The organism is Pseudomonas sp. GL-B-12, assembly GCF_019955895.1.
In the GTDB taxonomy this organism is placed as follows: domain Bacteria; phylum Pseudomonadota; class Gammaproteobacteria; order Pseudomonadales; family Pseudomonadaceae; genus Aquipseudomonas.
On the sequence record NZ_JAHBCX010000012.1, the window covers coordinates 36,945 to 56,303 of the forward strand.

At 59.6% G+C, this 19,359-nt stretch carries 18 protein-coding genes; 8 read left to right on the forward strand and 10 right to left on the reverse strand.

Features of this window, described 5'->3' with window-relative positions:
* Nucleotides 1–109 precede the first annotated feature (109 nt).
* The 4 genes from KGA85_RS08410 to KGA85_RS08425 form a co-directional block, all read right to left on the reverse strand.
* Entirely contained in the window at nucleotides 110–1,045 is a 936-nt protein-coding gene (locus KGA85_RS08410; RefSeq protein ID WP_223532212.1) for a glutathione S-transferase family protein, read from the reverse strand.
* An 88-nt stretch (nucleotides 1,046–1,133) separates the two neighbouring features.
* A complete protein-coding gene (locus KGA85_RS08415) occupies nucleotides 1,134–1,445 on the reverse strand; it encodes a GIY-YIG nuclease family protein (protein WP_223459725.1) in 312 nt (103 codons plus the stop codon).
* A gap of 40 nt (nucleotides 1,446–1,485) precedes the next feature.
* The gene (locus KGA85_RS08420) at nucleotides 1,486–1,956 is read right to left on the reverse strand and encodes a nuclear transport factor 2 family protein (protein ID WP_223459727.1); all 471 of its coding nucleotides are present in this window, start codon (nucleotides 1,954–1,956) and stop codon (nucleotides 1,486–1,488) included.
* Between the two features lie 120 nt (nucleotides 1,957–2,076).
* Nucleotides 2,077–2,703: a response regulator transcription factor gene (locus KGA85_RS08425; RefSeq protein WP_223459729.1), complete on the reverse strand. Its 627-nt coding sequence runs from the start codon at nucleotides 2,701–2,703 to the stop codon at nucleotides 2,077–2,079.
* A gap of 454 nt (nucleotides 2,704–3,157) precedes the next feature.
* On the opposite strand from KGA85_RS08425, the gene KGA85_RS08430 reads away from it, so the two are divergent.
* The 5 genes from KGA85_RS08430 (at nucleotide 3,158) to KGA85_RS08450 (ending at nucleotide 9,094) form a co-directional block, all read left to right on the forward strand.
* On the forward strand, nucleotides 3,158–3,892 hold the full coding sequence (locus KGA85_RS08430) for a fimbria/pilus chaperone family protein (RefSeq protein ID WP_223459813.1): 735 nt from the start codon (nucleotides 3,158–3,160) through the stop codon (nucleotides 3,890–3,892).
* 134 nt (nucleotides 3,893–4,026) lie between these two features.
* The gene (locus KGA85_RS08435) at nucleotides 4,027–6,510 is read left to right on the forward strand and encodes a fimbria/pilus outer membrane usher protein (RefSeq protein WP_223459730.1); all 2,484 of its coding nucleotides are present in this window, start codon (nucleotides 4,027–4,029) and stop codon (nucleotides 6,508–6,510) included.
* 10 nt (nucleotides 6,511–6,520) lie between these two features.
* Nucleotides 6,521–7,663, forward strand: coding sequence for a DUF1120 domain-containing protein (locus tag KGA85_RS08440; protein WP_223459732.1), 1,143 nt, complete (start codon nucleotides 6,521–6,523; stop codon nucleotides 7,661–7,663).
* Between the two features lie 83 nt (nucleotides 7,664–7,746).
* Nucleotides 7,747–8,361, forward strand: a complete 615-nt coding sequence (locus tag KGA85_RS08445; RefSeq protein ID WP_223459734.1) for a DUF1120 domain-containing protein — start codon at nucleotides 7,747–7,749, stop codon at nucleotides 8,359–8,361.
* Nucleotides 8,362–8,443: 82 nt separating this feature from the next.
* Nucleotides 8,444–9,094, forward strand: coding sequence for a DUF1120 domain-containing protein (locus tag KGA85_RS08450; protein ID WP_223459735.1), 651 nt, complete (start codon nucleotides 8,444–8,446; stop codon nucleotides 9,092–9,094).
* A gap of 13 nt (nucleotides 9,095–9,107) precedes the next feature.
* On the opposite strand, the gene KGA85_RS08455 is transcribed toward KGA85_RS08450, so the two are convergent.
* The 6 genes from KGA85_RS08455 to KGA85_RS08480 form a co-directional block, all read right to left on the reverse strand.
* Entirely contained in the window at nucleotides 9,108–10,412 is a 1,305-nt protein-coding gene (locus KGA85_RS08455) for a CynX/NimT family MFS transporter (protein WP_223459737.1), read from the reverse strand.
* On the reverse strand, nucleotides 10,402–11,061 hold the full coding sequence (locus KGA85_RS08460) for a FadR/GntR family transcriptional regulator (RefSeq protein WP_223459739.1): 660 nt from the start codon (nucleotides 11,059–11,061) through the stop codon (nucleotides 10,402–10,404). Before KGA85_RS08460 ends, KGA85_RS08455 begins: the two co-directional genes overlap by 11 nt.
* Nucleotides 11,062–11,340: 279 nt before the next feature.
* Nucleotides 11,341–12,105: an amino acid ABC transporter ATP-binding protein gene (locus tag KGA85_RS08465; protein ID WP_223459741.1), complete on the reverse strand. Its 765-nt coding sequence runs from the start codon at nucleotides 12,103–12,105 to the stop codon at nucleotides 11,341–11,343.
* Between the two features lie 28 nt (nucleotides 12,106–12,133).
* Nucleotides 12,134–13,231: an amino acid ABC transporter permease gene (locus KGA85_RS08470; protein WP_223459742.1), complete on the reverse strand. Its 1,098-nt coding sequence runs from the start codon at nucleotides 13,229–13,231 to the stop codon at nucleotides 12,134–12,136.
* Between the two features lie 10 nt (nucleotides 13,232–13,241).
* On the reverse strand, nucleotides 13,242–14,423 hold the full coding sequence (locus KGA85_RS08475; RefSeq protein ID WP_223543055.1) for an amino acid ABC transporter permease: 1,182 nt from the start codon (nucleotides 14,421–14,423) through the stop codon (nucleotides 13,242–13,244).
* A 65-nt stretch (nucleotides 14,424–14,488) separates the two neighbouring features.
* Nucleotides 14,489–15,520 (reverse strand): amino acid ABC transporter substrate-binding protein, encoded by a 1,032-nt coding sequence (locus KGA85_RS08480; protein WP_046041975.1) that lies wholly within the window; start codon nucleotides 15,518–15,520, stop codon nucleotides 14,489–14,491.
* Between the two features lie 468 nt (nucleotides 15,521–15,988).
* Between KGA85_RS08480 and KGA85_RS08485 the strand changes: the two genes are divergently transcribed.
* The 3 genes from KGA85_RS08485 (at nucleotide 15,989) to KGA85_RS08495 (ending at nucleotide 19,316) form a co-directional block, all read left to right on the forward strand.
* Entirely contained in the window at nucleotides 15,989–16,645 is a 657-nt protein-coding gene (locus tag KGA85_RS08485; RefSeq protein WP_223459746.1) for an alpha/beta hydrolase, read from the forward strand.
* Nucleotides 16,646–16,743: 98 nt separating this feature from the next.
* Nucleotides 16,744–18,234 (forward strand): ATP-dependent RNA helicase RhlB, encoded by a 1,491-nt coding sequence (rhlB, locus tag KGA85_RS08490; protein ID WP_223459748.1) that lies wholly within the window; start codon nucleotides 16,744–16,746, stop codon nucleotides 18,232–18,234.
* A 137-nt stretch (nucleotides 18,235–18,371) separates the two neighbouring features.
* Nucleotides 18,372–19,316, forward strand: a complete 945-nt coding sequence (locus KGA85_RS08495; RefSeq protein ID WP_223459750.1) for an ornithine cyclodeaminase family protein — start codon at nucleotides 18,372–18,374, stop codon at nucleotides 19,314–19,316.
* The last annotated feature ends 43 nt before the right edge of the window (nucleotides 19,317–19,359 follow it).

The window sequence follows — 19,359 nt, forward strand, 5'->3', positions numbered from 1 at the left end:
CCGTGTGGCGAGGGAGCTTGCTCCCGCTGGACTGCGCAGCAGTCCCTCTTCAGGGGCCGCTTCGCGACCCGACGGGAGCAAGCTCCCTCGCCACAGGTGCATGTCGGTTTCAGCAGGCTTCGATCCGGAAACCAAACCGCGGGAAGTGCACATGCACCACACCGCCACGCTCGTCCTCTCGCCGTACAATCAGCTCTTCGCAGCCGGCAAACAACAACTCCCCCGCCACCGGATCAACGCCGTAATCCGTGGCCGCGATCACTACCTGTTGCCCCGCCTTGAATCCATTGGGATCAACGAACTGCTCATTCGGCAATGCCGCTGGCGTGGACGCGCGTGCCACTGCCAGAGCCTCCTCGGAACTCATCTCGCTGGACGCTCCATGACCGAAGCCCAATACCCGAGCATGCCACGCGGCCACCGCCAGGTAAGCCTCCACCAGTGGTGCCGTGACCGGTGTGGCTTTGAGGAACCAGAGGCAATGGGCCAGTGCAAAGTCGGCAATCGACGGTTCACCAAACAGGAAATCACCCTCTTCGCGCTGCAACTGCAACTCCAGGCGCGACATGATCGTTGGCCACTGATGTTTGGCCTGTTCGGTGGACAGTTTTGTCGCGCTACCTCCACTGAACAAACCGGCACGGTCGGCCAGAAACGCCTTGATCGCTTCCGGCGACAAATTGCCAAAGCGCACCGCTATCGATTCCGGCTGGAACACCAGGCTCACCGCATGCTGGAACACCACTGAGTCGGCCCAGGCTGCAAACGACGCGGTGATCATTTCCTGACCTTCCGGGAAGAACGCAGGCAAGGCTTTTTCCTGTTCCAGTCGCCGAGCAATCAATGCCGTGTCGCAATAGATATCGGCACCGACCTGCAACACCGGAGTCTTGCGGTAGCCACCGGTCAACGCCGTGAGATCCGGTTTCGGCATCACTGGCGAGATCTTCACCGAACGCCAGGACAAGCCCTTGAAGCCCAGCAGCAGGCGGGCCTTCTCGGCAAAGGGGGACGTCGGGTAATGATGCAGAATCAACTCGGACATGCTCGGCTCCGCCGCAAGGATCAGGAGTCCGCAGCTTAGCGCGCAATCACCTGGCAGCCTACAGATCTGCCTGATGGGAACTGATCAGTCAGAGTGATAAGCCAGAGACGGCGCTCGCCACCAGGCATTCCTTGGCGCTCTTTTTGAGTTTTTTGATCAGCCGTTCCTGACGTAAAGCATCGCCTTTATCGCGACAGCGTTCGGTGTAGACCAGGGCCATGGCAGGGCTGGAAAGAAAGAATCGCGCGCCCTTGCCGCTTTGATGCTTGGCGAAGCGACGCACGGGATCATCGCTGATCCCGCAATAGAGCGAACCGTTGGCCGCACGAACAAGGTAGACGAACCAGGTTTTGCTCGCGGGGGTGTCGGCGTCGACAGGGCTTTCGCTGAGGGTGGTCACGTAACGATCAGGGCTTGAAGGAAAACAAGCCGCGATCTTATCAGCGACTGGCCTGGAATGCCTTCAGGCCCTTCAATGCCTGTGCGCGAACGGCGTTTCTCACCAGCGGCGTCCAGCCCAGCAACAGGCCTTTGAAACCCAACGCCTGACGCGACCAGGTCCATAGATCGAAACTGTCGTGATGTTCGCAAATCTTGCCATCACGGAAGATGAAACGCGCCTGGATATCGTTGACCACGGTGTTGCCGGTCTGACTGAACAGATAGGTCGCGACCCAATGAACACCACCGGTTCGCTCGTCGGCGCGAACATGATCGAAGGTCAGGGAAAAGTCCTTGGCCCGCGTGGTCAGCATGCGCCACATGTCACCGGCATCGCGACCGCGAAGCTCGCCGAACGCAGGGTCACTGAACACCACATCATCGGTGTAGCAGGCCGCCATGGCTTCGGCATCCAAGCGCTGGAAAGCCTGGTAGAAACGGGTGATCAAGGCGCTATGGGCTTCACTCATTTGCGGGTTCCCCTGGATTTGCATAATGGCTTCGAAAGATTGCCTGCACGATAATCTGCAAATGCATCGAACACTATCGGCATTCATGACGAAAATAACGCGATGATTATTCACTTCATTTCAGTACGACATTCCGTTGTCCCGGGCGTAGGAAAAAAGATCAACGTCCGTGGAAATACCCAGCCGGTGCATGGCCATGTTCTTTTGTTTACTGATGGTCGACACGCTGCGTTTGAAATGAATGGCGATTTCGCTGACGGTCATGCCACTGGCGAGCATTCGGACCACTTCGTGCTCCTTGGCTGACAGTGGCGATTCGTGCAGCTGATTGCGGGCGTTGGCCAGCAGTGTGCGCAGGGACTCGCTGAGGTAACGGCGCCCTTCCTGCACCGCATTGATTGCAAGAGGCAGCTCAGTCGCCGATGCGGTTTTGGCGACGATGGCCATCACGCCTTGAGCCAACGCAGCCCTTGCCGTCGCCACACTGGTAAACATCGTTACCAGAATGATCGGCAAGGCCGGGTAAAGGCGTTGAATCGTACTCAACATTTTCAAGCCATCGGCCTGCTGCCCTCCCGGCATGGAGAAGTCAGTGATCAGCAGGTCGCAGGACGTGCTTGAAAGCAGATGCATCAGGCTGTCGGCACTGTCGGCCTCGCCGACGATCACGCATCGTCGGCTGGCGTTGATGAGTATGCGTAGTCCGACTCGAACGACGGAATGGTCGTCAGCAATTACGACTCGCATTGTGGGATACCTCCTGCTTGTGGCGCAATGGCGCGAAAAATAGCGCCGTTCTTCCCCCCTCCACAACGCCCCGAAAAAACCTCTAACGTCACATCCTCAATGTATTCAATGGGCTAAAATAGATGGTTCCTACATTGCAGCGCGCTGAAGACTACTCAGGAGGGCTATTACCAAAGGATTCCTCGTTAGAAAACGTTACGTAGTCCGCAACACTCTTTCATACATACCCCCCTCTCTTTTCGTACTAGTTGCATTCCTCCCGCTCCGCCTGCTCGCTAAATTGCGGTCTACCAAGCAGTCCGGCCGTACCTGCACAGAACTGCGCTCACTCTCGCCTGACTATCGAAAACATGAACAAGACGCCAATGACCCTGCGCAATCCACGCTTACTCACAGAATCCCTGCATTACCTGTACTGCGAGCCATGCCAACGGTCTTTTATCCGGGAATTTCAATGAGAGACATCAAGACAATATTTTTGAAGCAGATGCGCCGCTTGACCCATACGGGCATCGGTGCATGCGCTCTGCTATTGACCGCGCAGGCTCACGCCGACGGCATGGTGCCCGATACCTCAGTGGTGATCGTCAATGAAGCCAATGGGGAAACCGCTGTATCCGTGACCAATACCGACGCCAACCTGGCGCTGCTACATATCACCATCGAAGACATTCCCGAAGACACCGAGCCATTGGTGTTCGTGACCCCTCCATTGGCACGCGTTGAAGCCTCCAAGTCACAATTGGTGCGCTTCATCCTGCAATCAGAAAAACCCCTGCTCACCCAGCGTTTGAAACGGGTGATTTTTGAAGGCATCCCCCAAGACAAATCCGCTCTGGAAGCCGGGCGTGCCCGTGTGGGGGTGACGGTGCGCCAGAACCTGCCAATCATCCTTCACCCCGCTGGCTTGGCGCGCAACCGCACACCATGGACCGATCTGAAATGGTCGCTGCAGGATGGTCAACTGACCGTACGCAACGAAACACCTTATGTCGTTCGCCTGGCTCAGGAAGTACAACTGCTGCCTTCCGGGAGCGCTGCACTGCTACCGCGAACCTATGTGCTGCCTGGTGACCACATCAGCGTTTCGGTCCGTGCAAAGGCTGCCACCCAGGTTCGAATTTTCCCAGCGACCGTCTATGGCTTTTCTGTGCCGCCCTATGAGGCGCCGCTCGCCCCCTGGAACTGACGCCACCGATAGCGCCGTACAGGGAAAGGCAGGCGTCGACATTTCAACGTGACGGCCGGTTTTGCTTTCGCTGCATGCGTGACGGAAGCCGTAGCGGATCAAGTCGGCACCCAGACATAACCCAAGTGAACCTCATGAACACCGTATTGAAATACCGTGATGGCGAAGCCATGCCTGCGATTCGGGCGATCCGCAAACTCCCTCATCTGTCGCGACTTCGTACCGGCATGGTGTTGCTGCTAAGCAATGTAGTGATGGGGACCAACGCCTATGCCGAAGATCTCAATGATGCTTCGATGCTGACTTCGTTCGACCAGAAAATGCTGAGTCAACGCGGTATCGACCCCAGTCTCGCAACCCTGCTGCTGGCCGCTCCGAACTTCACCCCTGGCCGACATCCGATCACCCTCACGGTCAATGGAATGCGTAGTGGCCGGGTGGACGTCACATTCAACCGCGAAGGCGACTTGTGCTTTGACCGTGCCCTGCTCGATGCGGCAAACCTGACCGCCCCCCCAACTCCAGCCAACGACAAAGGCTGTTTCGATACGCTCGCCACCTGGCCGCAAGCCCGAATCGAACAGGACCCGGCCAACCTCGGCCTTTCATTGATAGTGCCCACCCAGGCGATACGTCCGGCTGTCCGCGATATCTCTGCTTTTCAAACCGGCGGTATCGCCGGGTTACTCAACTACGACGTCAACAGCCTTCACAGCCAATACGGCAGTCAATCGAACCGCTACCTCTCGGCCAATACCGAAGTCGGTTTCAATGCCGGCGACTGGATTGTGCGCAGTCGTCAGGTGCAGACCTGGCAGAACGATGTGTCCAGCACCACTCACCTGGCGGCTTACGCCCAGCGCACCATTGCCAGCCATGAGACGGTGCTTCAAGCAGGTCAGGTCAATCTCTACAACCCGGTACTGGCCGGCGCGCAGATCACCGGCGTCCAGGTCATGACCGAGCAGGCGCTCCAGGTCGAAGGCCAAAGCAATCCCATCGAAGGGATTGCTCACAGCCAGGCTCAGGTGGAAATCCGGCAGAACGGTTCGCTGATCCACTCGACAGTGGTGCCGGCCGGGCCGTTTTCCCTTAGTAACGTGCGTCGGCTCGACAGTCGCTCCGATGTCGAGGTCACCGTCAAGGAAGCGGATGGTAGCGAGCAACGCTTCACGGTCCCCGTCGCCATGCTCGGCGTTGGCCTGCCGGCTCCCGGCTTTTCGTTGGCCGCCGGCCAGGTACGCAGTCTCGGCACTGCACAGAGCGGCGACCCCTGGGTAATCAGCGGCAGCTGGAGCGGAGCACTCAACCCGAATGTCCTGCTCAGCACCGGCGCTACGGGCGCCGCCGACTACCGTGCTGCGGGCGCAGGCCTGAGCCTGCTGCCAGGGCCCGACACACAGATCCAGGCCACCCTGCAAGCGACCGACACCAGCACCCACCAGGCCAACAGAGGGCTTCAGGCCGACCTGAATGTTTCGCAACGCATGGGGGAGCAGTGGTCGATCAATGCCGGAACTTCGCACCGGACCTTCGGCTTTCGCGAACTGTCGGAGGCAGTGTTCGATACTCACTCGGAGCGCAGCCAGACGCGTTACCGCGATCAGCAGAGCCTGTCGCTGGCCTGGTCTCGCCCCGGGCTTGGCGCGTTCAGCAGCGGCTTCAATCGTTCAACGACTTTCGACGGACAAAACAGTAGCCGCGCCCTGGCGTCCTGGGGCACCCAGATCGGCGGCGTGTCGCTGTCGGCCACGGCGCTATGGCAAGTCAGCGGCACCCAACGTAGCGACGACAGTGTTTACCTGAGCCTGAGTATTCCACTGGGTGAAAGCCGTCGAGCCCGCACCTGGTTACGCAGTTCCGCTGGCGAATACCGCAGCGGTGTCGGCTTGAACGAACAGATCAACGACCAGTTGAGTTACCGGGTCGGCGTTGAACACGACACCCGAGACAAACAAGTGCAGTCCTCAGCAGGGGTTTCCCTGCTGCCGCGCTACAGCCAATTGGACTTGAGCTACACCCGCTCCGATGCCGAACACTCCAGCTACCAGATTGGCGCGCGTGGCGGCGCTGTGCTGCACGGCGACGGCTTGACGTTATCGCCATACCCCGTACGGGACACCTTCGCGCTGCTTTCGGTAGGCGATACGAGCGCCATCAAAGTCTCGACCCCCAGCGGTCCGGTCTGGACCGATTGGCAAGGTCACGCCGTGGTTCCTCACGTGAGCGCCTATGGCCGCAGCCCGGTAGAAGTCGACACCCGCTCGCTGCCACGCAACCTCGATATCAACAACGGACTGGCCGTGGTTTCCGCCGGGCGCGGAGCCGTCGACAAAGTCGAGTTCGGTGTCACGTTGACCCGTCGTGCCTTGCTCAAAGTCACCACCGACAACGGTGCCCCCCTGCCCCGTGGCGCGACGGTAAGCACCGCAAACGGTGAGTTCGTCACGCTCGCTCAAGAAGGGGGATTGGTGTTTCTGCCCAACGTCCTGGACACCCGCGACCTGTGGATAACCGCACCGGGGCTGGAACGCTGCGAACTGCGTTTCGAGCTGCCCGCCAAGGCCAATGCCCAGGTGTATTACGAGACCGCCACCGCCCAGTGTCGGGCTCTTTAAGGATGACCCTATGAAACTGTCCCGCCCTTTGCTGTTAACACTCGGCACGCTGATGTTGAGCGGACTCACGCCACAGGCCTGGGCGCTCGCCGATGAATGCCAGCTCACCTTGAGTCAGCCGGTACTCGATTACGGCTTGATGAATCGGGCAATACGCGCCAATGCCCCCGCAGAACAGCCACTGGGCGAGCGCCGCCTGAGCCTGAACCTGAACTGCTCACAACCCACCGACATGACCCTGTTCTACCGCGCCATGGCAGCGACCGCCGAGCGCTTTCGCTTTACCGAGCACGGCAGCTATGCCGTGCGCATGGGGGACGCCGTACTCGATGGGCAACCGGTGGACCTGGGCCAGATTTCCGCCGTCGGCCAGGTACCCGAAGAAGCCGCTTCAAGTCTGCTTTGGCGACCGCAACAGGCGATCGTTCCGGTTCGGGGTGGGGTGGCGGTACAAGGGCAAAGCCTGTCGGCGCAACTGGAACTGACAGCCTGGGCGCCGGCAAAAGCATTGCAGGTACGTGACACCGTTGTCTGGGAAACCACCGGCCTGTTCGACGCGGTCGCTACGGGCCGCTCCAGGGAGCTAACCCTGCGCGCCAGTTTCGCCCCTGCCGCGTGCAAGGTGGAACTGTCCAATGGCGGCCTGGTGGATTTCGGTCGGTTATCGATAAACGACCTGAACCCCGACAAAAGTACCCGACTGCCACCCAAGGAATTGACCCTGCAGGTTGGCTGCGACGCACCGACGCAATTTGCCCTTGTCATGCATGACAACCGCCCAGGTACGGCGACGGTCAACAGCGGGATTTACTACGGACTGGGTCTGGATAAGCGCAGCAACAGGATTGGCCTGTACTCACTGAATCTCGATCCCGCCAACGCCAGCGCGGACAGCTTTGCCCGCGTGTATCGAACCGACTCCACCACCCAAGGCATGGCCTGGAGTACCTCCAGTTCAAACCCCATACCGATCGCCCAGAAAAGCTACCTGGGTTTTACCGACAGCGCCGCCAGTACCGCAGGGCCGGCCTCGGTCCAAAACCTCACAACGACGGTTACGGTCGATGCCGTCATCGCCCCCACCGCGAGCCTGGACATGAGCACCGCCGTTCACCTCGATGGCTCAGGGACGATTGAAATATTTTACCCGTAACACCCACCCTGCCTTGTTGAACCCGAAGTGCAATCACGCGCCCTGGGCCATTCAAGGTCAATAACAGAAAGGAAGTTTCATCTATGAAAAAGTACTTCGCAGCACTCACCACAACGGCACTGATCAGCGTCGCTCCTTTTGCTCTCGCAGGGCCGAGCACTGACCTGACGGTCAGCGGCGTCATCACGCCAGCCGCTTGCACGCCGACACTCTCCAGTGGAGGTGTCATTGACTTGGGATCGATCTCGTATCATGAGCTTAAAAAGGACGAGAACACCAAGCTTGACGATCATGATATTACATTGACCATGGACTGCGATGGATCTACCGGCTTCGCCATCATTGCAATCGACAATAGAAGCGGTTCAGGAATTGGTGACGGGTTTGGCCTTGGCCTGAACGACGGAGAACCGGTGGGATACTTTATCCCACTAATTCAGACAGTCACTGCAGATGCAGACACGGTTTATCCTATCGAGTCAAACGACAGCGGAGTCACTTGGGCGACAACAGACGCTGCTAAACCGGGATACTGGTTGTCCGCTGCCGCCACTAGTGGCGGTACTACACCGATCGATGCAAAGCTTGTCACCGTGGACTTTAAGGTCGAAACCTACATCATCCGTGCTGACCAGCTGACGCTGAACGGCGACCTCGACATTGACGGCTCCGCGACGTTCGAAGTGAAGTACCTCTAAGGACCAAGACGCTGAACCGTTCGTTGCCTGTATGAACAAGCGGTTCAGCACCTATACCTTCTTCTCAAAAAGGAATTTACCGATGAAGCGTATGCCTTTAACCCTGACCGCAGCGCTGTTGATGAGTACGGTGACTTGCGCCCTGGCGGCGTCTACCGCTGATTTGACTGTCAACGGCATCATCACCCCGGTCGCCTGCACCCCGATTTTTTCCAACAACGGCGTTGTCGACTACGGAATAATCTCCCGGCAAGACCTGAACGTCGACAAAAGGACGCAACTGCGTGACGAATCCCTCGACCTCAACATCAGCTGCACGACACCTGCCCGTTTCGCATTGCTCATGCAGGACAACCGGGAAGGCTCGGCCATCGTCGACAGTGGGATCTACTATGGCCTGGAGTTCGACCGCAGCGGCAACAGGATCGGTCTGTATTCACTGCACTTCGATCCCGCCAACACCGTAGTGGACGCTCTGCCTCAAGTGTATCGAACCGATTCCACCACCAATGGGCGGGCGTGGAGTACATCCAGGTCCAGCCCCATACCGATCAGCGCCAAAAGTTATCTGGGCTTCACCGATGTGGCGGGCAGCACTGCGGGTCCTGTCGCGATTCTGAACCTGAGCAGTCGGGTTACTCTCGTCACGGTCATTGCCGCCACCTCAACCCTGGACTTGAGTGACGATGCAACACTCGATGGCTCGGCGACCCTGGAGGTTCTCTATTTATAGGCGTGCATCGCGATTAAATTTTCTCACTGCTGACCTGCACATACAGCGCCCGCCCGGCACCGAGCCCGGCGATGATCGCACCGAGGCCAATGACGCCAAAAATCCAGCCCACGGCCGTCCAGCCGCCGGTCCAGTCATGCACGATACCGACCGCGAACGGCCCCATGGACGCCAGGGTGTAACCGAAGCCCTGGGCCATGCTCGACAGATTCGCCGCGACGTGGGAGTCCCGCGAGCGCAGCACGATCAGCGTCAATGCCAAGCTGAACGTGGCGCCCTGTCCCAACCCCAGCACGATCGCCCAGCCCCATAAGCCTTCGATCGGTGCATACAGGCAACCGAACAAGCCACCGAGGGTCAGCACCATCACGATCACAATCGCCAGCCGCTGGTCCTTGCCACGCGTCGCCAGCCATGGCGCGGCGAGGGAGCTGACCAGTTGCACGATCACAGAACCCGACAGCACCAGCCCAGCCTGGGTCGGGGTCAGGCCGCGCCCGATCAGGATCGACGGCAACCAGCCGAACACGATGTAGGCCAGAGACGATTGCAAGCCCATGTACAAGGTCACTTGCCAGGCCAGCGGATCGCGCAGCAATCCCCGAACGCGATAGGCAACGTTGTGCGCACCGTGTTTCTGGCCGACTTGCGGCAACCAGAACAGCGCGGCCGCCAATGCCGGAATGACCCAGAAGCCGAGGCCCATCGCCCAGCTCTTGTCGAAATGCTCGCTCAGCGGCACGGTCGCACCCGCCGCCATCGCCGCGCCCAGACACAGGGCCATGGTGTAGACCCCGGTCATGGTCCCGGCCTGTTTCGGGAAATCGCGCTTGACGATGCCTGGCAGCAACACGCCGATCACGCCAATGCTGGCACCGGCCAGCACGCTGCCGGCAAACAGGCCGATTTCACCGAGCGAACTGCGCAGGATGATCCCGCCCGCCAGAGTCAGAAGAATGCCCAGCACCACCCGCTCCGCACCAAATCGCCGCGCCAGCACGGGTGCCAACGGCGCAAACAGACCCAGGCAAAGCACCGGCAACGTGGTCAGCAATCCCGCCGCGGACGCCGACAAGCCAAGGGACTTCGACACCTCGCTGAGCATCGGCGCCATGCTCGACAGCGCCGGGCGCAGGTTCAGCGCCACCAGAATCAGGCCCAGCAGCAACAGCCACGGCCGGCGCAGAACCGGGTGGGCTTGCTGGACCTGTTCGTCATCAGCCTCGGCGTCGATCAGCAGCTCTTCCAGCTCTGCCGAGCGTTTTAGGGCTGTGGATAAATCACTGCGGTGTATGGACTTCTCGGTTTCAAGGTTCATTGATCAACTGCCTCGACAGGGCTTTGGCCCGTTCCGGGTCGCGTTGTTCGACGGCATCGAGCAACTCGATGTGCAGGTCGAACACTTCCTGGCGGCGCGGGACGATGTTCAGGGTCTGGCGCAATTGCGCGCCGACGATGCTGGAGAAATAGCGATACAACTCGCTGAGGGTCGGGTTGTGCGCGGCGTCCACCAGACGGCGGTGAAACACCAGATCGCAGGCGATGTAGGTATCAAGATCGCCGTGATAGTGGCTGCCACTGACACCCAGCGCCTCGCGCAATGCCACCAGGTCTTCGTCGGTACGGCGCACTGCCGCCAGGCCAATGGCCTCGACTTCTAGGATGTGCCGGGTTTCCCGGGCCTGCTCAAGGGAGCAACGGGACAGCGCCTTCAAGGTATCGAGCGGATCGACCACTGCCCGCAGGTAACTGCCGTCACCCTGACGGATTTCGATCAACCCGGAAAATGCCAACACCCGCATGGCTTCGCGCACGGTGTTGCGGCTGATGCCCAGCTCGGCGGACAACTCAGGCTCGGTAGGCAAACGCTGGCCCACGACCCAAACGCCTTGGTTGATGCGCAAGCGCAGTTGGTCCAGGGCTTGATCAACCAGGGATCGTTTTACTAATGGAGAGATGTCTGACATGGAATTCGCCCTTTCATCCAATCATAGGATGAATTTTCTGACATGTTAGTCAGCATCTTTCCGCTGGGCAACTACAAAGTCGCAACGAATAAGACAATTGTGGCGAGGGAGCTTGCTCCCGCTTGAGTGCGCAGCACTCACAATTGTCCATGATCTTGAAGACCTTAGGGCCGCTACGCAGCCCAACGGGAGCAAGCTCCCTCGCCACAGAAAAGCTTGAATTCCAGGCAAAAATAAACCCGGCACTCGGTCCGGGTTTATTTCAGTGCCTGGGTTCGATCAATGCAGGATCTGGCTCAGGAACAGCTTGGTGCGTTCATTCTGCGGCTTGTCGAAGAAGTCGTTCGGCGCCGCCTGCTCGACGATTTCGCCCTTGTCCATGAAGATCACGCGGTTGGCCACGGTGCGGGCGAAGCCCATTTCGTGGGTCACGCAGAGCATGGTCATGCCGTCTTCGGCCAGGCCGATCATGGTGTCCAGTACCTCTTTCACCATCTCCGGGTCGAGTGCCGAGGTCGGCTCGTCGAACAGCATGATTTTCGGTTTCATGCACAGTGCGCGGGCAATGGCCACACGCTGTTGCTGACCGCCGGACAGTTGCCCCGGGAATTTATGCGCCTGCTCCGGAATGCGTACGCGTTCCAGGTAGTGCATGGCAATTTCCTCGGCCTTGCGCTTAGGCATCTTGCGCACCCACATCGGCGCCAGGGTGCAGTTCTGCAGGATGGTCAGGTGCGGGAACAGGTTGAAGTGCTGGAACACCATGCCGACTTCGCGGCGGATCGCTTCGATCTGCTTGAGGTCGTTGGTCAGTTCCACGCCATCGACCACGATACGGCCCTGCTGGTGCTCTTCCAGACGGTTGAGGCAGCGGATGGTGGTGGATTTGCCGGAACCCGACGGGCCGCACAAGACGATACGCTCGCCCTGCTTGACGTTGAGATTGATGTCCTTGAGTACGTGAAACTGACCGTACCACTTGTTCACGCCCTGCATCTGAATAATGCCTTCAGGGCTCACAGGCTGTTTGATTGCTTCGCTCATCACAAAACTTCCTAAATTAGGTAGCGACTTAGCGCTTGTGGCCAGTGTCGAGCTTGCGTTCCAGATGCATGGAATAGCGCGACATACCAAAACAGAAAATCCAGAACACCAGGGCGGCGAACACATAGCCTTCGGTGGCCATGCCCAGCCATTTCGGGTCGGCGGCGGCTTGCTTGACGCTGTTGAGCAGGTCGAACAGGCCGATGATGATCACCAGGCTCGTGTCCTTGAACAGCGCAATGAAGGTGTTGACGATGCCGGGGATCACCAGCTTCAGGGCTTGCGGCAGAATCACCAGACCCATGCTGCGCCAGTAACCCAGGCCCATCGCCGCCGCTGCTTCGTACTGACCTTTTGGAATCGCTTGCAGACCGCCACGCACCACCTCGGCCACGTAGGCCGACTGGAACAGGATCACGCCGATCAGCGCCCGCAGCAGCTTGTCGAAGTTCATGCCTTCAGGCAGGAACAACGGCAGCATCACCGAGGACATGAACAGCACCGTGATCAACGGCACGCCGCGCCAGAACTCGATGAAGGTCACGCAGACCACGCGAATCGCCGGCATGTTCGAACGACGGCCCAGAGCCAGGACAATCCCCAGCGGCAGCGCACCGGCGATGCCGACGGTGGCGATCACCAGGGTCAGCATCAGGCCGCCCCACTGGCTGGTCGCCACGTTGGTCAGGCCGAAGATGCCACCGTGCAACAGGAAGTAGGCAAAGATCGGGTACAGCACCAGGAAGCTCAGCCCGTACACCGCTTTATGGTGAAAGCGGGAGATGAACAACGGCGCCACGCCGACGATCGCCAGCCACACCGTCAGGTCCACACGCCAGCGCAGTTCCGGCGGGTAATAGCCATACATGAACTGGCCGAAACGCTGTTGGATGAACACCCAGCAGGCGCCTTCCTTGGTGCAGTCGGCGCGGGTCGTGCCGACCCAGTTGGCGTCGAGGATGGCCCACTGCAGGATCGGCGGCACCACCAGGTAGATGAGGTAGAAGGCAAACAGGGTCAGCAGGGTGTTGAGCCAGCTGGAGAACATGTTCGCGCGCATCCACGCCACCACACCGATGCTGCGGCCCGGTGGAGGCATGTCAGGTTTGAAAGTATGAGTACTCATGCGCTATTCCTTACCGCTCGATCAGCGCAATGCGCTTGTTGTACCAGTTCATCAGCAGGGAAATGCTGATACTGATCGCCAGGTACACGCTCATGGTGATGGCAATCACCTCGATCGCCTGACCGGTCTGGTTCAACACCGTACCGGCAAACAGCGAGACCATTTCCGGATAACCGATGCCGGCCGCCAGCGAGGAGTTCTTCGCCAGGTTCAGGTATTGGCTGGTCAGCGGCGGGATGATCACGCGCAGGGCTTGCGGGATGATCACCTTGCGCAGGGTCGGACCGTTGCGCAGGCCGAGGGAATGCGCCGCTTCGGTCTGGCCGTGGCTGACCGACTTGATGCCCGAACGTACGATCTCGGCGATGAACGCCGCGGTGTACACGGTGAGGGCCAGCGTCAGCGCCAGCAGTTCCGGGATCAGCACCCAGCCACCGACGAAGTTGAAGCCCTGCAGCTTCGGCATTTCCCAGTGCAGCGGCGCGCCGAAGATCAGTGCGCCCAGTGTCGGGATCACCAGGAACAACGCCAGGCCAATCCAGAACTTGTGGAACGGCACACCGGTGGCTTCAAAGCGCTTGGTGGCCCAGCGGCTCATCAGCACGATGGCGATGATGGCGACTACAACGCTGGCCACAAACGGCCAGAAGCCGTCCGCCATCAGCGCCGCCGGCATGTTCAGGCCACGGGCGCTGACAAAGAAGGTGTCGCCGAAGTTATGGCTGTTGCGCGGCCCCGGCATGGTCAGGAACACCGCGAAGTACCAGAACAGGATCTGCAGCAGCGGCGGGATGTTACGGAAAACCTCCACGTACACCGTCGCCAGCTTGGCAATGATCCAGTTCTTCGACAGCCGTGACACGCCGACGATGAACCCGAGGATCGTCGCCAGGATGACGCCGATGAAGGTCACCAGCAGCGTGTTGAGCAGGCCGATGACAAACACTCGGGCATAGGTGTCCGATTCGGTGTAGTCGATCAGGTGTTGAGCGATGCCGAAACCGGCACTGCGCTCCAGAAAACTGAAGCCCGAGGTAATGCCCCGGTGCTGAAGGTTGGTCTGCGTGTTATCGAACAGATACCAGCCCATCGAGACCACCGCCACAATGGTGATGATCTGGAATAGCCACGCACGCACTTTCGGATCGCTGAGGCTGAGCCTCTGCTTTGGTGCGCCGATTGAATTTTGCATGAAGTGCCCCGGAAATAATGGAACAGAACATCACCCGGTGGTTGGCCCACCGGGTGATAGAACCATCAGCGCACTGGTGGTGCGTATTGAATGCCGCCAGCGTTCCACAGAGCGTTCAGCCCGCGGTCGATTTCCAGCGGAGTGCCCTTGCCGAGGTTTTTCTCGAACACTTCGCCGTAGTTACCGACTTGCTTGATGATCTGCACGACCCAGTCTTTCTTCACTTTCAGGTCTTTGCCGTATTCACCGTCGGTACCCAGCAGACGGGCAACGTCAGGGTTCTTGGTGCCCTTGGCTTCGGCTTCGACGTTCTTCGAAGTGATGCCGGCTTCTTCAGCGTTGAGCATGGCGTAGCCAGTCCAGCGCACGATGGCCAGCCACTCGTCGTCGCCATTACGCACGACCGGGCCCAAAGGCTCCTTGGAAATGGTTTCCGGCAGAACCACGTAGTCCTTCGGCGAAGCCAGCTTGCTGCGCTGGGCGAACAGCTGGGATTTGTCGGAGGTCAGTACGTCGCAACGACCGGATTCCAGCGACTTGGCGCTTTCGTCGGAGGTGTCGAAGGTGATCGGGGTGTATTTCAGGCCGTTGCCGCGGAAGTAGTCGGAAACGTTCAGTTCGGTGGTGGTACCGGCCTGGATGCAGATGGTTGCACCGTCCAGTTCCTTGGCGCTCTTGACGCCCAGCTTGTTGTTTACCAGGAAGCCGATACCGTCGTAGTAGGTAATGAAGCCCGGGAATTTCAGGCCCATGCCCGCGTCACGGGAGCTGGTCATGGTGGTGTTGCGCGACAGAATGTCGATTTCGCCGGATTGCAGCGCGGTGAAGCGCTCCTTGGCGTTCAACTGGCTGAACTTGACCTTGGTCGCGTCGCCGAAGACAGCAGCCGCTACTGCACGGCAGTAGTCAGCATCGATACCCACGATCTTGCCGGTGGAATCCGGAACCGAAAAGCCTGGCAGGCCATCGCTGACGCCACACTGCACGAAACCTTTCTTCATCACTGCATCCAGGGTTGCGCCCGCCTGGGCAAACCCGCTGACACCGAGTACCGCGGCTGCAGTCACGATAGCCAGGGTGGATTTCAACATCTTCATTCAAACCTCCAGTTTTGCTCTTGTTGTGTCGGAGCGTGAGTCCTGTCGCACCCTTTTGAGGCGTAGTCGACCCGTGTTGGCTTGTTTTGGGATCAACCGACGTAAGACGTTAGCTATGAGTCTAGTAGGAGAAAATCCACGTCATGGAAAACTCACTCTCACCAGTCGGCCGAACGGGCTGTAGCCCTTTCACGTTCGCGAAGCCCCGTAGCGGCCCTTGGCGAACATCCATCACCGGATTCATTGCTATCCCACAGTCGGCAGTACACTGATAGTGTTACCGCCGGGCGCGAGATGTGTTGCACCGTTTCTCCATAGCAAAGCCCGTACCACACCGCTCACCGAAGCGGTTCAGCTGCAGGTCAATAGCAAAACTTGTACGCTTGCGACACTTTCTTAACGGATCAACCTGACGCGCACTTTGATCACGCACTTATATGTGCGCGCACGCACAACATTGGAGCAGACATGACCGAGCCCTTGATTCTTCAGCCCGTAAAGACCGCAGACGCCTGCGTTATATGGCTGCACGGCCTGGGCGCCGATCGCTACGACTTCCTGCCGGTGGCCGAAGCGCTGCAGGAAACCTTGCTGAGTACCCGCTTCGTTCTCCCGCAGGCACCGCACCGCCCTGTCACTATCAACGGCGGCTACGAGATGCCGAGCTGGTACGACATCCTGGCCATGAGCCCGGCGCGCGCGATCAACCGCGAGCAACTGGAAGTGTCGGCAGATCGCGTCATTGAATTGATCGAAGTGCAGCGAGCCAGCGGAATAGACGCCTCGCGGATCTTCCTGGCAGGTTTTTCCCAGGGCGGCGCCGTGGTTTTCCACACCGCGTTTCTGAAATGGCAGGGACCACTGGGTGGCGTAGTTGCCCTTTCTACTTATGCACCGACCTTCAGCGACGAACTGCAACTGTCCGCCAGCCAGCAGCGGATTCCGGTGCTGTCGATGCACGGCCAGTACGACGACGTGGTGCAAAACTCGATGGGGCGCAGCGCCTACGAGCATTTGAAGCTGCGTGGTGTCACCGTGACATGGCAGGAATACCCAATGGGTCACGAAGTGTTACCCGAAGAAATTCGCGACATCGGCGTCTGGCTCGCCGAGCGGTTGCGTTAAGCATTCCTGTTTAAAAGTGCCCTTTGATCCATCCTACTACGCCGCGCCCGATTCTTGCATTACACTGGCCGGCGTACATTCCTTAATCAATTGATGAGATGACCGTGCTCAAAGCACTCAAGAAAATGTTCGGTAAAAGCGAGACTGAGCAACTCGCGCCAGTTCCCAGCCCTGCGTCTCACGCTCCCGGCCACCGCACCGACGGTAATCAGTCTGAACGAGCCGCCACCGCCGCGGCACCCAAGCATGAGCCAAAGACCGCAAAAGTTGCCCAGCCTGCGGCGATAACAGCCCCGGAGCAGCCGCTCAGCGAAACGCCGAAACCCGCCAAACCGCGTCGCGAACCCAAGCCCAAGGCGCCGGTCATCCCATGGAAACTCGAAGACTTCGTCGTCGAACCCCAGGAAGGCAAAACCCGCTTCCACGATTTCAAACTCGCCCCGGAACTGATGCACGCCATCCAGGACCTGGGCTTCCCGTATTGCACGCCGATCCAGGCCCAGGTGCTGGGCTTCACCCTCGCGGGCAAAGACGCCATCGGCCGTGCCCAGACCGGTACCGGCAAAACCGCTGCGTTCCTGGTCTCGATCATCACCCAGTTGCTGCAAACCCCACCGCCGAAAGAGCGCTACATGGGTGAGCCACGGGCACTGATCATCGCGCCAACCCGCGAACTGGTGGTGCAGATCGCCAAGGACGCCGCCGACCTGACCAAGTACACCGGCCTCAACGTCATGACGTTCGTCGGTGGCATGGACTTCGACAAGCAGCTCAAGCACCTCGAAGCCCGCCACTGCGACATCCTCGTGGCCACACCGGGCCGCCTGCTGGACTTCAACCAGCGCGGCGACGTGCATCTGGACATGGTCGAAGTGATGGTGCTCGACGAAGCCGACCGCATGCTCGACATGGGCTTCATCCCGCAAGTGCGCCAGATCATTCGCCAGACGCCTCCGAAGTCCGAGCGCCAGACGCTGCTGTTCTCCGCGACCTTCACCGAAGACGTGATGAACCTGGCCAAGCAATGGACCACCGACCCGTCGATCGTCGAGATCGAGTCGCAGAACGTGGCCAACGAAAACGTCGAGCAGCACATCTACGCGGTGGCCGGTGCCGACAAGTACAAACTGCTCTACAACCTGGTCAACGACAATGGTTGGGAGCGTGTCATCGTCTTCGCCAACCGCAAGGATGAAGTGCGACGCATCGAAGAACGCCTGGTGCGTGACGGCATCAACGCCGCGCAACTGTCCGGCGACGTGCCGCAGCACAAGCGCATCAAGACCCTCGAAGGCTTCCGCGAAGGCAAGATCCGCGTATTGGTCGCCACCGACGTGGCCGGTCGCGGCATCCACATCGACGGCATCAGCCACGTGATCAACTTCACCTTGCCGGAAGTGCCGGACGACTACGTGCACCGCATCGGTCGTACCGGTCGTGCTGGCGCCGACGGCGTGTCCATCAGCTTTGCGGGTGAAGACGACTCCTACCAGCTACCGTCCATCGAGGAAAAGCTGGGGCGCAAGATCAGCTGTGAAACACCACCGACGCATCTGTTGCGGGCCGTTGAACGCAAGCGCCCGCATTAAGCGACGCTGAAAAGACAAGCGCAGCCGGCAACGGACTGCGCTTTTTTTTCGCCCGGCTTTTTTCAACAGGAGCTTGCTAGAGATATCTAAAAGTCCATAATAGACAAATTAGTTTACTTCCAACTCCGGAGCCGACCATGTCCAGTACGCCCCAAGTGATCCCCCAAGCCCAGGCTCGCGAGCTACTGACGCAGGTCGATGTGCCGCAGATCCTGCGCAAACTGTTCCGCGACCTGGCCGCCGGGCAGGCCGTACAACCGGCGCAGCAACTGGTGGAGTTTCCACAGGGCGCCGGCGATTTCATCAACTACCTGGGCGTGCTGGCCGAGGATGGCGTGTACGGGATCAAGACGTCGCCATACATCGTGCGCGAACAAGGGCCACTGGTGACGGCGTGGACGCTGCTGATGTCGATGCAGACCGGCCAGCCGCTGTTGCTGTGCGATGCAGGCGAACTGACCACCGCGCGCACTGCGGCCACCACCGCCGTGGCGGTCGATGCCCTCGCGCCACTCACAGCCAATCGCCTGGCCATTATCGGCAGCGGCAAAGTGGCCCAGGCGCACCTGCACTATGTGAAAGGCCTGCGCGACTGGCAGAGCATCAGCCTGTACTCGCCGAGCCTGAGCGAAGACGCCGAAACCGTGAGCCGGCTGAAAAACATCGAGCCACGCCTGAACATCGTCGACAGTCGCGAAGCTGCCGTTCAGGACGCCGACGTGATCATGCTTTGCACCTCGTCCGCCGGTCCGGTGATCGATCCATCGAGCTTGCGCAAACCGGCGCTGATCACCTCCATCAGCACCAACGCACCGCGTGCCCATGAAGTGCCGCCGCAAAGCCTCAACGACATGCAGGTGTTCTGTGACTATCGCCTGACGACCCCGGGCTCGGCCGGTGAAATGCTGATCGCCGCAGAGCAGCACGGCTGGGACAAGGGCGCGATTGTCGGCGACCTGGCCGACCTGCTCAGCGAAAAAGTCCTGCGCCCCGATTACGATCGCCATGTGTTTTTCCGCTCCATCGGCCTGGGCCTGGAAGACATTGCGCTGGCCAATGCGATCTATCGCCTGTCCCGCTGACACCTCGGCCCCTACAGGGGATCACCATAATTCCGGCATCGCA